The sequence below is a fragment of the Sphingomonas sp. genome (assembly GCF_030145815.1).
Lineage (GTDB): Bacteria > Pseudomonadota > Alphaproteobacteria > Sphingomonadales > Sphingomonadaceae > Sphingomonas.
On sequence record NZ_JAIXHL010000001.1, the window covers coordinates 1 to 13,092 of the forward strand.

Here is a 13,092-nt window from a genome sequence, read left to right on the forward strand (position 1 = left end):
TGATGACCGCCGATCTGAAGCGGGTCCATCGCTTCCTCCAGAACACGATCGCCGACCCGCTGACCGCGCCCGAAGCGGCGCGCATGGCGGAGTCGATCCGCGCCGTCTTCAACACCAATGCGCAGGTTCTGCGCTTCCTTCCCGACACGGGCGAGCCGTTCTCGATCCGGGACTGGATCACCGGCGAGAAGCAGCCCGGGTCGATCCTCTTCATCACCTCCAACTACGTCGATCTGCCGATGAACCGGGCGCTGCTGACGCTTTGGATGGACCTCGCCATCAACCGCCTCATGACAATGCCGCGCACGCGCGAGTTGCGGACCTGGTTCATGTTCGACGAGCTCGGCGCGCTGCACAAGCTGCCGGCAATCGAGAACGGCCTCCAGACCGCGCGCGCGTTCGGCGGCGCCATGATCCTAGGCATCCACAGCTTCGAGAAACTGATCGAGGTTTATGGCGAGCAAGGCGCCCGCAATCTCGCCTCTCGATCGCAACGGGCTAGCGAGAGCTGCGGCGCAAACTCCACGTATTGCCGACAGCGTAGCGGTGACGGCGGTGCGTTCGGGCGGACGGCAGCAAACGGCGTGGTTCGGCGAGACTATAGTAGTATGAACGGCGAAATGTATTCGTTATGTTTGTCCAGCGTGGGGCGCCGGTTGATGGGAGCGAACCGAGCCCTGTTTGTCCTGGGCTCAAGATATGTCGGCTGTGCTCTTTGCATGCCGAAACCTGCTAGTCCGCAAACGGCCAGACTTGCTCGTCTAACGGCGTTGCGTGCCACAGATCGCGAACGTCGGGTTCGATCGGAAGCTGCCGTTTGGCCCCCGCTACCTGAATGACCGCAAGGTCCCAATGTCGGTCGCTCTTTAAATTACCGGTGGCGATAGCCTGAGGGGCAGCCACCCCCAGGCACGCTTCGCCGTTTGGGTTTGCTACACGCGCCTGGGGGCGGCTGCCCCTCAGGCGCGAAGCGCGTGGTGAGAGAGCTTGATTGTCCACATAACGGAGTTCACCGATCCGCAGCCGGGGCAAAAGCGCAAGACCAAGTGGCTGTTCACGCTGAACGACCATGAGTGGTTCTGCATCGCCGGCATTTGGCGCTCGCATCCCCAGGCTGGTGAAGCCTTCACCATGCTGACGATGGAGCCGGGCGAGGACGTGAAGCCCTATCACCATCGCCAGATCATTCCCCTGACGCGCGACCGATGGGCAGATTGGCTGGACCCGACGGTGCCGGCCGCGAATGTGTTGACCGCGCTGCCCAAAGGCAGCCTGACCGTCACCCGCGTCTTCCCGCCAGCCGAGCCGGCACTGCTCTGACGATGCCGGACGCGACCTCGCTCGACCGCTTCGTGGAAGCTCAGATGCTCACCTATCCTGGCGCGCTCGCCGAGATCCGTCGCGGCGGCAAGCGCACGCATTGGATGTGGTACGTTTTTCCGCAGATCGCCGGGCTCGGTCGCAGCGCGACCGCCCAGCATTTCGCGATCCGGTCGGCTGACGAGGCGCAAGCCTATCTCGATCATCCGGTGCTCGGACCGCGCTATCTCGAGTGCGTAGCTGCGCTGCAGGATTTGCCGATCAGCGACCCCGTTGCGGTGTTCGGCGAGACCGATGCCATGAAGCTGTGCTCCTCGCTGACGCTGTTCGAGGCGGTGCGCCCTTCGGCATTGCTCGGGGCGGCGCTCGATCGCTGGTTCGGCGGAAAGCGTGATATCGCGACGTTGCGGCTGCTCGGCACCGACTAGGCCGGGCTGTCCACCATTCGCACGACGACCTTGCCCTTGGCGTGGCCTGCCTCGAGATAAGCGAAGGCGTCAGCGATCTCGTCGAGGGAAAACACCCGGTCGATGACAGGCTCCAGCTTCCCGTCGTCGATGAGCTGCGCCAGCTCCGTGAGTTCGGCGCCGCTCGGGTGCATGAACAGGTAGCGATAGCTGACCCGATGCTTCCGGGCTTCCACCCGCGAGCCATAGCTCGCGAACCAGAACAGCGTCCTCAGAAACGCGCCGCGACCAAGGTCTTTGCGGGCAGTTTCCGGTTCGGGCAGGCCGGCGATCGACACGACCTTGCCGCCAGGCTTCATCACCCCGAACGACTTCTTGAGCGTGTCGCCGCCGAGCAGGTCGAACACGCCGTCCATGTCGCGGACCTCGTTCTCGAATGCCTGCGTCGTATAGTCGATCACGACATCGGCGCCGAGGCGCTCGACCAGCGCCTTGCCGCGCGGCGAGGCCGTGGTCGTTACCTCCGCACCGAGCCATTTGGCGATCTGGATGGCGAACGTGCCGACGCCGCCCGCGCCGCCCGGGATGAAGACGCGGCTTCCCGGCTTCAGGCCCAGCTCGTCGCGCAGCGCTTGCAGCGCCGTAAGCCCGGCGAGCGGGACGCCTGCCGCTGTCTCGAAATCGAGCGTGGCGGGCATGGTGGCGAGAAGACTTTCGGGGATGGTCGCATAATCGGCGAAGGCCCCGAGCGTGTCCTTCGCGACCCGCGCGAATACGCGATCCCCGACCGAGAAGCGCGTCACGCCATCGCCGATGGCTTCGACCACGCCGGCGAGCTCGTTGCCCATGACAGTGGGCAGCTTGTAGCGCTGGACGACCTTCAACATGCCCTGGCGCGTCTTGAAATCGACCGGATTGAGGCCGGCCGCATGCACGCGGACCAGACACGCGCGGTCTCCAGCCAGGTCAAACCGAAGCGTGACGACGCGGCACGAGGAGTCCGCGCAACTGGTCATGCGATTGCAGGACCCGATCGCGCACGTCTGATTGTCCAGCTGATCGAGGCGCCGCGCATCGTCGCCGCGACGCTCTTCCCAAGATGCGGCTCAAGCAACTCGCGCCATGGCACAAGCGTGAAATCCTGCGCCCGCTCGATGAGGGCATAGCGCCCGCTCACCAGGTCGAGCCGCCGCGTGTATACGCCGGAAGCGGCCGATGATCAGTCGTTCCTGACCGTGGTCGAGATGGCTTTGGATCTTGCTGAACGCAGTCCGCAGGCTGCAAATGCGAGGAGCTTGAAATGATCAAATGGGCAGGCCGTCTCATCGTGTTCTATGGCGCCGCGCATCTCCTGGGCGCGCTGACGTTCGAACGCGCCGCCAAGCATGCCCCAGCCTGGTTCAGCGGTGACCTGTGGTCGGACGACTTCTCCAGCATGAGCCATGCGAACAGCGCGCTATGGTTTAGTCTGGACAGCTTCAGCATCCCTCTCATCGTGGTGGGCATGCTCGTGCTTTGGTTGGATCGGCGCGGAATTACGCCGCCAGCGTTCGTCGCATGGATATTGGGGGCGTGGACGTTGATCGATGCGATCATCCTGCTGTTCACGCCCTGGATAATTTTGCTGACCGCGACAATCCTGTTGCTGACGGGCATCAATCGGGCGAAGCGCCTTAAAGCCGATAGCAGCGCCTAACACCCTTGGATCTCAAGGCGAATTGAGGCTCAACTCCTACAAGCCGGTGCAGCGGAGATTACGCCTCTTCGCGAATTCGCAGTTGCCGTAGCGCCGCCGCGCCCTTGATTGCGAGGTGCATCGTAAACCATCCGCATATCGAGCAGACCATCGCCATGATCGCGATCGATTTGAATAGCATCTGCTCATCTTCAAAGACGCGATCGGTCAGCAGCGCGATAAATAACGGACCGCCTCCCAATCCTACGACGTTCGCGACGAGCAGCATCAAGGCGGTCATCCGACCCCGGAATTGCGCCGGGACGAGCTCGGAGAGAATCGTATAAGTCGACGCCGCATTCAGGGCGATTGCTAGTAGGAATAATCCATATGCGATCATTGAGCCGACAAGGCCGGGAGTCACGATAATCACCGCGAATATGGCGAACTGAGCGAAGAACCAGAGTTGGAATAGTCTCAGGCGTCCATTCGCTGGATCGCGCTCGGCAAAACGGTCGCTCAGCGCGCCGCCCGCGATACCGCCGACCAAGCCGGTCACCAGCGTCATGCAGCCGACGATCAAACCGAGCTTCCCCGGCTCGATCCCGTATACCCGGCGAAAGGCGGTGGGCAACCACGCTGACCCACCATAGGCGGTCATGAACTTGAAGGCGAAACTCGCCAGTATTAGCGTGAACAAAAACCAGTAGGTTGCCAAATATCGTCCAAAACGGTCGTCAAAGACTGTATCGGTCGCACGACCCGCCCCGGCGTCGCGCCGTTGCGGCTCCCTCACGGTCGCCATCCACAGCGCCATCGGCAAGCCTGCCCCGCCGATGATGAGAAAGGTCAGCTGCCAACCACTGGTAGGCCCCAGGAGGGGGACAAGAACCATATCGTTGCCGACGAGCTGCAGGATGAAGCCGCTCACGAGTACCGACAACGCAGCACCAATATTTGCTCCCGCTAGCAACACACCCATCATTCGGCCGCGGCGTTCCGGCCCGAATATGTCCCCGACCAGCGAAACCGATCCGGGGGCGAGGCACGCCTCGCCAATTCCAACGCCCATGCGGGCGATCAGCAACCCTTCGAAGCTGGTGACAAGCCCGGACGCCAAAGTCATTAGGCTCCAAACGAAGATGCCGATGACGATGATTGTTCGACGGTTCTTGCTGTCCACCAGCCGACCCGCGAACAGTCCGGCGACACCGAAGAACACGGAAAATGACAGGCCTTGCAGTAAGCTGATCTGAATATCCGATAATACCAGATCGGCTTTGATCTCCGACGCCATAAGACCGAGGATCTGGCGATCCAAATAGGCAAATATCCACGCAACGAACAAAACGGAGAGGGCGTAGAGGGGTCGCCGGTACTCGTCATTTCCGACCTTGATCATTTACCCCTCCGATAAAGCAGAGCGACAACGACGGCGCTCCGTATCGTCGTGACCGATTCCGACACGTGGCTCCGCCTCATCGCGGGTCGCTAGCTGCGTCGTGATGAATAAAGCCGCATCGGACTTTGGTCCGTCTAGCCCGTCAAGGCGGGCTAGAACGCGTATTTTAGCCCCAGGCCGATCTCGCGCGGACGCTCGTAATAGGTGTAGCTCCCCGCCGTATTGTCTCGGATGGCGGAGTAAATCTCAGCATCCGTGATGTTGCGCGCGAAGAGCGTGACCGTGACCCGGTCGCCGGCCGATGCCCAACCTGCTTGCGCAGACGCGAGCATGTATGCCGGCTGATATTCGGTGTTCAAAAAGTCATAATAGACGCGGGCGCTCTGCTGGACGTTGCCGCCGAAGAAGATGGAGCCGTTTCCGATCGGCGTTCGATAATCGAATGCCGCGGTGACCGTATACCGGGGAGCCTTCACCATATCCTTTCCGGAAGCATCGGCAGCGATGATCGCATTGCCGCCCGACGGAAGCGGGGTAGCTGCTTGCGCTCCGAAGAACTCGGCATATTTGGCATCATTGTACGACGCCCCGATCGTCAGCGTCAGCTCGCTGGTCGGCTTGATGATCGCTTGTAGTTCAACGCCGCGAATTTTCGCTTTTGCCGCGTTTTGCAGGACATAGCTTCCATTGGCGGCGCGGGCGATGACCTGCAGATCATCGTACCAGTAATTGTAGCCGGCGAGATTCAGTCGGAGCCAGCTGAAAGGATCGGATTTGACGCCCACCTCGAGCGCTTTGATCTTCTCCGGATTCACAGGCGCACTTAGCGCCGCGACGGCATTGTAGACGCCGCTCTTGAAACCTGTGCTGTACGTCGCATAGATGTTCGCGCGGTCCGATACCTCGTAGCGAAGAGACGCATTGTACGAGAGGTTGTTGAACTTCTTTTGGACCCTACCGAACACGTCGACGCCATTGAGAATTTGTTGAAAGCGCCGGGTTTCGGTTGTGTAGCGCGCGCCCAGAGTGAGATGGACGTCTTTTCCGAACTGATATGTTCCCTGGCCGAAGGCGGCGTACGAATCCGTCGAAAGTCTCGGAGCATAGCTGGTCAGGCGAGTTGTACCGCCCGTCACACTTCCGGTCGTGAACGGCATGGTGCCGTCGAGATGGAAGGCGTAGATGCCTGCTGTCCAGTTGAACGGCTCGGCATTGTTGGAAACCAGCCGGAACTCCTGATTATAGACCGTCGTCCTGGCATTTCCGATCTCGCTGAAAGACAGAGAGATGTTGGTAGCGTCCGTGTCGACGCGCTGCGTTACGTGCGATCGCACATATGCTGAGTTGGACTCGAGCGTGACGCCGCCCAGGTCGAACTTGGCCTGAACCGCCGCTTCGAAGCGATCCATGTTCGAAACCGGTTGATAATCGAGAGCGCCCGTATTCGGTTTCGTCGCGAGGATCACACCCGGGGTGTTCCGCGCCAGCGCCCGGCCCATATAGGGCTGGCTCGGGATCGCGGCGTTGAGATCGGTATAAGCGAGGATCAGCTTGATTTCGGTGCCTTCGCCCACCTCGAAGAGAAATTTCGATCGAGCGGACGCGACCCGAACGCCGTCGAAGCTTCCGCCTTTCACCAGGTCGCGAACGTATCCTGTGTCCCCGCGAACGAGAAGCGAAAGGTTCGCGGCCACGCGCGAGGACAGCGGACCGGTGACATATCCACGGACGTCGAAGCCCGTGGCGTCATTTTTCATCCGACTTCCGCTCAACGAGATGTTCCCGCGCGGCGTGAAGCTCGGATCGGCGGTCAGTACGTTGATCAGTCCCCCCGTGGCATTGCGCCCGAACACGGTCCCTTGCGGCCCTTTCAGGACTTCCACGCGCTCGATCTCGACCAAGTCAACTTGTGTCGAATAGGCATCGGCGAGATAGATGCCGTCAATGTAGGTCGTGATATTGCTTTCATCGCCCACCGAATTTCCGAGCGAGCCGACCCCTCGTATTGTAGGCTGCATCACGCTCACCGCCCGGCCGCCATTATACCCCGGCACGAGCTGAGTCAGGCTTCGGATGTCGGCTACACCCGAGCGATCCAAGGCGCTCGAATCCACGGCGGTCACGGAAAGCGGGACATCTTGCAGGCGCTCGGCACGGCGGGTCGCGGTCACAACGATGTCCTCAACGCCGGTCGTGGTCGTGTCCAGCTGAGGTTCGGCGGCGTTCACACCGCTTGCAACTTCCGGAGAGGCCTCACCGGTTGACTGCGCCACGGGCTTTGGTTCTTGATCCTGAGCGTAAGCCGACGGGCAGAACGCTGAGAGCGGCAGCGCCGCTGCGATGACGACGTTCCGCCGCAAAACAAGGTTCGTCCGTTTCATTTTGTCATCCTCCCGATGGTCGGGTCTCAGCCCGATTTTGTTTTCAGTCGTATCCCGTCCGTTTCTTCGTGGTGTTGCGTTCCTGCTCACCGATCCAAGGGCATATGTCGGACATCCGGCGGTAATTGCCGTCCATCACCTGGACTGGCTGGCGAACGCCTCGCGCCGCAGCGTTCATCCGCATTCTCCGGGCTTCCTCCCGGTCGCTTTCGGGCAGCCAGCTGCGTTCATGGCCCCATAGGCTGGGACCATCCATGACCTCGAAAGACTGCCACGTAGCCGGATCGATCTCCCGGCCTCCCCACCCGCATTCGATGAATAGGGACGAGGGCGTGCGGGCATAGAAGGACGTCATGAAATCATTCGTGTGACGTCCCAGCGTGACGCTCACACAGTCGCCCGACTGCGCGAGATCAAGCGCCTGACCGACATCATCAAGCGAGTTCATCTCCAGCATTAGGTGATGAAATCCCGCCGAGGCCGCCTCGATCAGGGCGAAGCTGTGATGCCGACGATTGATGTGAAAAAACACGGCTTTGAACGGCGTTGAGACGAAGTCCGAAACGGAAAAGCCGAGAACATCGACATAGAAGGGCAACAGGCTCTCGATGTCCGGCGCCGTTACTACCGCATGCCCAAGTCCCAGTGCGCCAGTCCTGAAACCGGACATGGCGCGCCCAGGCTGAAACACCTCCGCTGACTTGTGCAAGCCCCAGCCAATCTCATGGCGGTTGCCGATCGGGTCCTTGAACGAGATCAGTTCAGCGACGAAGCGCGAATCCGCGACATGCGCCGGCTCGCGGTGAACTCGAACTTGAGCTTGCTCGAGCCTTGCCGCCATCCGCTGCAATTCGGCGGGTCCCGCCACTTCCCATCCGAGGATGGTTTCGCCCTCGGGCACCTCGCCATCGATGAAGATTCGCTGCTTCCGGTCGTCCATGCGGAAGCTGATTTTGGTGCTCGTCAGGTCGATGCACTGAAGGCCCACGACCGTGCAACCGAGTTGCCGCCAACCCGCCAAGTCCCGCGATCCGACACCGACATATGCGAGCGACTGCAAGGCCATTCATCCGTCTCCGTTGATATAGTGATATTCTCGTATTATGAGAATGTCAACGTACAGATCATCATCATGCAATGCTATGGACATTGAAATCTCATTATGTGAAAATCTATGCGTGCTTGCCGGACGGGTTCCTGCTGGAGATCCCCTCACGGGCAACGTGACTGCGACCCTCCAGCGAGGTCAGATTGCGAGGATCAAATGAGCGTGCCCGCTGGAGAGACGGTGATTGTCGGCGGAGGCCAGGCGGGCGCACGGCTCTTTGCGCTGCTGCGCACTGCTCAGCCATCGATGGCGCTGAAAATTCTGTGTGACGAAGCGACTGCGCCATACGAGCGCCCGCCACTTTCGAAAACAATCCTCGAAGAAGGGACGCTGACGCCTCAATGGGTCAACGACGTCTCGATCTATAGGCCGGAACAGTCGCTCTGCCTCGGACGAGCCGTGCGTCGCATCGACCGTCAAAATAGGCTCGTCGTGGATCGCAGCGGCAACGAGCATCGCTACGACACGCTGATCATTGCTACTGGAGCTGGAGCGCGCCGACTGCCGGAGCCGCCGGCGATCCCGCACCATTACCTACGCGACTATTCGGACGCGGCGGCGCTGCGCGAAACCCTCGGCTCGGCTCGATCGGTCCTAGTCCTCGGCGGAGGGGCGATCGGCACGGAGATCGCTGCGATTGCAGTGCGCCGCGGCTTGGCGGCGACCATCGTCGAAGCACAGGGGCAACTGCTTAGTCGAAGCCTCCACCCCGCGCTGAGCGAACGGATCCTCTCGACGCACGTGAAGAATGGCGTGCAGGTTTACCTCAATCGCACCATCGCCGAATATGTCCCGTCGGGCGTTGTGCTCAGCGACGGCACTCTGGTTGAGGCCGACGCGATGGTGGTCTCAATTGGTGTCCAGCCGAACGACGCTATCGCGCGCGAGGCGGGGCTCGAGACGCGCAATGGCATTCTCACCGGTCCAGGCTTCGTTACCAGTGATCCAGCGATCTACGCGATCGGCGATGTGGCGAATTATTTTGAGCCCTTTCTCGGCGACTGGCATCGGTCGGAATCTTGGGACGCTGCGAATCTGCAAGCGGAAGTGGCTGCGGCTGCAATCCTCAATCGGCCCTTGCCAGCGTGGAGGCCTCCGAAATTCTGGACCGAGCAGTTTGACGACCATTACCAATTTTGCGGCGACTTAAGCAGAGGCGCTGTCCTGTTCGAATCTGATAATTCGACAAGCTTCGTCGCGAAAATCGTACATGAGGACCGATTGGTCGGCATATGCACGCGTAACGCTCCGCGTGATTTTCGCCGGATGTGTGCTGACGTAGAGATGCCGAGGTCCCGGCAATCGACCGAGCATGGGGAGCAAGAGCGGTGAACATGGCCGTCGATCCGAAATATTCAGGCAGATGGGTCGTCATCTGCCGCGATGACGAACCCAATGACGAGTTGGGTACGAAGGTCGAGCTTGAGGGCGGGCCGACCGTGACCGCATTCAGGGTCGCCGGACGATACTATGTTATCGATGACCTCTGCACGCACGGCTCGGCCTCGCTTTCAGAAGGATATGTCGATGGCGTGGTCATCGAATGCCCGTTTCACGGCGGCAAGTTCAGCATGGAAACCGGGGAAGCCGTCGCGTTTCCCTGCACGGCGCCGCTCAAGGTATACGAGACGATGATCGAAGGCGGGAATCTGCTCGCTTATATCCCGGCTGACCTGCGGGCGGGGTAGGTGCGGCGGTGACCTGCCTGGCATTGCGGATCCGCCACGAGTGCGAGGCTAGATTTGCCGGAGCATGCTCCGAGATTGAGCGAGCGGGGTGAAGATGAGCACGGCCATCATTGGGTACGGACATACCGCCTTTTCGCGCGAACCCGGGCCGACGACGGTCGCGCTGGCCACCCAGGCGGTCGAGCGGGCGATTGAAGATGCGGGGCTCAGCGCCCGCGACATTGACGGCGTGATATTGGGCCAAAGCGAGACGCTCAGTCGCGCGGAGCTCACGCTGGCATTTCGGCACACGTTAGACTTGGGAAATCTAAGCCACTTCTCGCTGACAGAAGGGAAGGGCACCACGGTATTGCAAATGATCCAGCACGCCGCTCTCGCCGTCGGCGCGGGGCTCGCGAAGCGCATCGTTTGCGTGTTCGCAGATACACCGATCAAGGCTGGCGTAACCGGCGGCGCAGCCTTTGCACGCGCGTCCAACGTCATGAATATCGATGGTTGGGAAGCGGCGCATGGATGCTTCGGCGCGATTGGCCCCTATGCGCTTGCGGCTTCGGCATATCTGCATCGCCGCGGCGCGGATGAACGCGCGCTGGGCCATTACGCCATCGCCTGCAGAAGGTGGGCGGCCTCCAATCCGCTCGCGTTCTTTCGCCAAGGCCTCGATCTCGAGGGCTACCTCGATGCGAGATTGATCGTCGAGCCATTCCGGATCCTCGACTGCGCCCTCCCCGTCAATGGGGCCGCGGCGTTCATCGTCGCACAGTCCGCCGACGCAGCGACTGCGGTCTGCCACATCGTCGGCATGGGGCAGGGTCACGGCAGATACTCGATGGTAACGGGGGCCGCCCAGGGCGAGCCGACCGGAGCCCGGCATGCTGCCGATATGGCATTGCGAATGGCACGGGCAGAGCACCGCGATGTATCCTCCTGCCAGCTCTACGACGCGTTCTCCTTTTCTGGCCTGGCCGCGCTGGAAGAGTTCGGATTTTGCGCGCCGGGCTCCGCGCCTGAGTTTGTTGGTGGCGGAGAAACCGGTCCGGGCGGAGCTCTACCCGTCAATACCGGCGGCGGGCACCTGTCCGGCTTCTACCTGCAAGGCGTGACCCCATTGCTCGAGGCTTTGATCCAGATTCGCGGGGAGGGCGGAGCTCGCCAGGTCGCGAACGACCTTGTGTTCGTGTCGAACTCGGGCGGCTGCCTTGAATATCACGCCACCTTGGCGATCTCGCCGCACAGGAGACTTGGATGAGGGCTGCCCCTATTCCGTCGCAGCTTGGGACCGCGCCGAGCCGGTTTCGGGACCACGTCGAGGCAGGGCAACTGACGATCGCCGTCGACGCCTCGACGCGCGACGTGATCCCGTACTGGCGATTGGCCGCCTACGATGCCGATCAAGTTAGCTTTGTGAAGAGCAAAGGTCGCGCAACCCTATTGGCCGTCGCCGTCTACCACCGGCAATTCAGTCCCGACTTTCCGGTGCCCTATTCGGTCGGGCTCATCGAGCTGGACGAAGGGGTCCAAATCATCTCCCTGCTCGATAGCAGCGAGGCACCCTATCGACCCGGCGAGCGGCTTTCCGCCTCTTGTGTGGACGGACTCCTAGTTTGCAGAAGAGCCTCCGGCTGAAGCGGCTCAGCTCAGGGCAACCGGTCGCGCACAAGGTTGGGCGTCGGAGCGGAACCTACGTCCGGCTTAAGCTAGTTCGGCCGCTCGCCGGTCTTATCGGCAGCCGACGCGCGAGCACTGACACTCTTCAGCATCCCGCCCGCAGAAAAGTTGTCGGGCGTAACCTCGTTGATAAAGATCCGCACTTCGGCCTTGGGACTGCCAAGCGTGGCGTGGACCGCATCGGTGAGTGCGCTCGCGAGAAGCTGCTTTTGACCTTCGTCGCGCCCGGCCATGATAGTGATGTTCAATACCGGCATCTTGGTTCCTCGTATTTGGATATAACGAAACGGTCGTGGAGCGCGGCTCCCGCTGAGCGATAACCAGAGGGGTCCGAGCGGTTTACGCCACCGCGGTTTTCTCCAGATGCTTCTCGATGAGCTGGCTGATTTCCTGCGCTGCGTTTTGGCATATCCGGCCGACCACATCCTCGCTGGTCAGTTTGAACCGCTTTTCGCTGAAGATCAGACTGACGCTGCCGGGCAGGTTGGTGCGCGGATCGAAGGAAATAGGCGCGGCGACTGCTGCATTGCCTTGGTCGAGTTCGCCGATGGACGTGACGTATCCCGCTTTCTTGAATCCGCTCAGCGACGCGCGGAATTCCTTCCAGGAGCCGCCAAGACCGTATTCCCGGATCTCGGCGTCATAGCTTTCGTACAATCGCTTCTGGCGCGAAGCTGGAAGCGCAGCGAGAATGGCTTTCGAGGCGGCGCCTTTGAACAGAGGCATGCGTCTTCCCCGGCCGTAGCTCACGGCAAGATTCTCGTCGCGTCGCTGATGGTAGCGAACGACGATCCGGTCGTCGAAATAGTCCGCCAACAGCACATCGCATTCGCATTGTTCGCTCAATGCCCGCAGAACAGGCTGAACGACATGCATGTCGAGATCGCTCTGGCGGATGAAATAGTCGAGCTCGATGATGCGGGGGCCCAGGAACAGAAGGCCGTTCATTCGCACGAGAAAACCTGAGGCCGTCAGTTCGGCGACATAGCGATACGCTGTACCCCGGCTGGTGCCGAGGTGCTCCATGATCTCCTCGGTGCTGAGCGCCGGCCTTTCGATCGAAAACAAGTCGAAGACGGTCAGCATTCTGCGCAGGCTCGACATCGATCACGTCACTCCACGGTCTCTAGAGGATAGATGCGTCGCCTCGTCCACCGTCGCTATGCAACGTGCCACGGGAGGCAGGATCCGCATGAATGCGAGCCACGCCGGTTGTAGCAATGTGGCAAGGCAAAGGAAGGTCGATATTTTTCCACCTGCATAGGCCCCAGTCTCGCGCGTCTAGGCCTGTCGGCCCGCAACGCCTCGCGGTCAATCGCAGCACGTCACCATAGCGCAATGCCGCTGAATCTAGCGATATTGGATATAGTGCAAGAAACACGATTGACAACGACTATTTTTACGCTGATATCTCATATTATGCAAATCGCGCTGTATTCCTGA

14 protein-coding genes and 1 pseudogene are annotated in these 13,092 nt (G+C 60.9%); 8 read left to right on the forward strand and 7 right to left on the reverse strand.

Going from position 1 to position 13,092, the window contains the following annotated elements; genetic code table 11:
- The 3 genes from KYX69_RS00005 to KYX69_RS00015 all read left to right on the forward strand — a co-directional run.
- Positions 1-839, forward strand: an 839-nt coding sequence (locus tag KYX69_RS00005; protein WP_300492498.1) for a type IV secretion system DNA-binding domain-containing protein, incomplete at its 5' end; no start/stop codon positions are given.
- A gap of 148 nt (positions 840-987) precedes the next feature.
- Positions 988-1,320 carry an SOS response-associated peptidase family protein gene (locus KYX69_RS00010; RefSeq protein WP_300492499.1) on the forward strand — a complete coding sequence of 111 codons (333 nt, stop codon included), beginning with the start codon at positions 988-990 and terminating at the stop codon, positions 1,318-1,320.
- A 2-nt stretch (positions 1,321-1,322) separates the two neighbouring features.
- Positions 1,323-1,748: a DUF1810 domain-containing protein gene (locus tag KYX69_RS00015; protein ID WP_300492500.1), complete on the forward strand. Its 426-nt coding sequence runs from the start codon at positions 1,323-1,325 to the stop codon at positions 1,746-1,748.
- On the opposite strand, the gene KYX69_RS00020 is transcribed toward KYX69_RS00015, so the two are convergent.
- Positions 1,745-2,662: an NADP-dependent oxidoreductase gene (locus KYX69_RS00020; RefSeq protein ID WP_300492501.1), complete on the reverse strand. Its 918-nt coding sequence runs from the start codon at positions 2,660-2,662 to the stop codon at positions 1,745-1,747. The genes KYX69_RS00015 and KYX69_RS00020 overlap by 4 nt on opposite strands.
- 77 nt (positions 2,663-2,739) lie before the next feature.
- A pseudogene (locus KYX69_RS00025) lies at positions 2,740-2,928 on the reverse strand (DUF3363 domain-containing protein); the annotation flags it as partial.
- A gap of 99 nt (positions 2,929-3,027) precedes the next feature.
- Between KYX69_RS00025 and KYX69_RS00030 the strand changes: the two are divergent.
- Entirely contained in the window at positions 3,028-3,423 is a 396-nt protein-coding gene (locus KYX69_RS00030; RefSeq protein WP_300492502.1) for a DUF6463 family protein, read from the forward strand.
- Between the two features lie 58 nt (positions 3,424-3,481).
- Here KYX69_RS00030 and KYX69_RS00035 read toward each other — a convergent pair whose 3' ends face one another.
- The 3 genes from KYX69_RS00035 to KYX69_RS00045 form a co-directional block, all read right to left on the reverse strand.
- Complete coding sequence (locus tag KYX69_RS00035) at positions 3,482-4,804, reverse strand: MFS transporter (protein ID WP_300492503.1); 1,323 nt, start codon at positions 4,802-4,804, stop codon at positions 3,482-3,484.
- 152 nt (positions 4,805-4,956) lie between these two features.
- On the reverse strand, positions 4,957-7,185 hold the full coding sequence (locus KYX69_RS00040) for a TonB-dependent receptor (protein WP_300492504.1): 2,229 nt from the start codon (positions 7,183-7,185) through the stop codon (positions 4,957-4,959).
- A gap of 43 nt (positions 7,186-7,228) precedes the next feature.
- Positions 7,229-8,251, reverse strand: coding sequence for a VOC family protein (locus KYX69_RS00045; protein ID WP_300492505.1), 1,023 nt, complete (start codon positions 8,249-8,251; stop codon positions 7,229-7,231).
- A gap of 198 nt (positions 8,252-8,449) precedes the next feature.
- Here KYX69_RS00045 and KYX69_RS00050 point away from each other — a divergent pair, with 198 nt between their 5' ends.
- The 4 genes from KYX69_RS00050 to KYX69_RS00065 all read left to right on the forward strand — a co-directional run bounded on the left by KYX69_RS00050 (position 8,450) and on the right by KYX69_RS00065 (position 11,607).
- Positions 8,450-9,625: an FAD-dependent oxidoreductase gene (locus KYX69_RS00050; RefSeq protein ID WP_300492506.1), complete on the forward strand. Its 1,176-nt coding sequence runs from the start codon at positions 8,450-8,452 to the stop codon at positions 9,623-9,625.
- A gap of 2 nt (positions 9,626-9,627) precedes the next feature.
- Positions 9,628-9,981 carry a non-heme iron oxygenase ferredoxin subunit gene (locus tag KYX69_RS00055; RefSeq protein WP_300492507.1) on the forward strand — a complete coding sequence of 118 codons (354 nt, stop codon included), beginning with the start codon at positions 9,628-9,630 and terminating at the stop codon, positions 9,979-9,981.
- Between the two features lie 94 nt (positions 9,982-10,075).
- Complete coding sequence (locus KYX69_RS00060; protein WP_300492508.1) at positions 10,076-11,230, forward strand: thiolase family protein; 1,155 nt, start codon at positions 10,076-10,078, stop codon at positions 11,228-11,230.
- On the forward strand, positions 11,227-11,607 hold the full coding sequence (locus tag KYX69_RS00065) for an OB-fold domain-containing protein (protein ID WP_300492509.1): 381 nt from the start codon (positions 11,227-11,229) through the stop codon (positions 11,605-11,607). The genes KYX69_RS00060 and KYX69_RS00065 overlap by 4 nt, the downstream gene beginning before the upstream one ends.
- Before the next feature lie 71 nt (positions 11,608-11,678).
- Here the strand turns inward: KYX69_RS00065 and KYX69_RS00070 are convergent, their stop codons facing one another.
- Positions 11,679-11,906 (reverse strand): tautomerase family protein, encoded by a 228-nt coding sequence (locus KYX69_RS00070; protein ID WP_300492510.1) that lies wholly within the window; start codon positions 11,904-11,906, stop codon positions 11,679-11,681.
- A gap of 82 nt (positions 11,907-11,988) precedes the next feature.
- On the reverse strand, positions 11,989-12,735 hold the full coding sequence (locus KYX69_RS00075; RefSeq protein WP_300492511.1) for an IclR family transcriptional regulator: 747 nt from the start codon (positions 12,733-12,735) through the stop codon (positions 11,989-11,991).
- Positions 12,736-13,092: the final 357 nt, after the last annotated feature.

Coding starts and splice junctions, on each gene's coding strand:
- KYX69_RS00070 (WP_300492510.1), bottom strand. CDS start 11,906: ATGCCGGTATTGAACATCACTATCATGGCCGGGCGCGACGAAGGTCAA.
- KYX69_RS00050 (WP_300492506.1), top strand. CDS start 8,450: ATGAGCGTGCCCGCTGGAGAGACGGTGATTGTCGGCGGAGGCCAGGCG.
- KYX69_RS00030 (WP_300492502.1), top strand. CDS start 3,028: ATGATCAAATGGGCAGGCCGTCTCATCGTGTTCTATGGCGCCGCGCAT.
- KYX69_RS00035 (WP_300492503.1), bottom strand. CDS start 4,804: ATGATCAAGGTCGGAAATGACGAGTACCGGCGACCCCTCTACGCCCTC.
- KYX69_RS00075 (WP_300492511.1), bottom strand. CDS start 12,735: ATGCTGACCGTCTTCGACTTGTTTTCGATCGAAAGGCCGGCGCTCAGC.
- KYX69_RS00065 (WP_300492509.1), top strand. CDS start 11,227: ATGAGGGCTGCCCCTATTCCGTCGCAGCTTGGGACCGCGCCGAGCCGG.
- KYX69_RS00045 (WP_300492505.1), bottom strand. CDS start 8,251: ATGGCCTTGCAGTCGCTCGCATATGTCGGTGTCGGATCGCGGGACTTG.
- KYX69_RS00015 (WP_300492500.1), top strand. CDS start 1,323: ATGCCGGACGCGACCTCGCTCGACCGCTTCGTGGAAGCTCAGATGCTC.
- KYX69_RS00060 (WP_300492508.1), top strand. CDS start 10,076: ATGAGCACGGCCATCATTGGGTACGGACATACCGCCTTTTCGCGCGAA.
- KYX69_RS00055 (WP_300492507.1), top strand. CDS start 9,628: ATGGCCGTCGATCCGAAATATTCAGGCAGATGGGTCGTCATCTGCCGC.
- KYX69_RS00040 (WP_300492504.1), bottom strand. CDS start 7,185: ATGAAACGGACGAACCTTGTTTTGCGGCGGAACGTCGTCATCGCAGCG.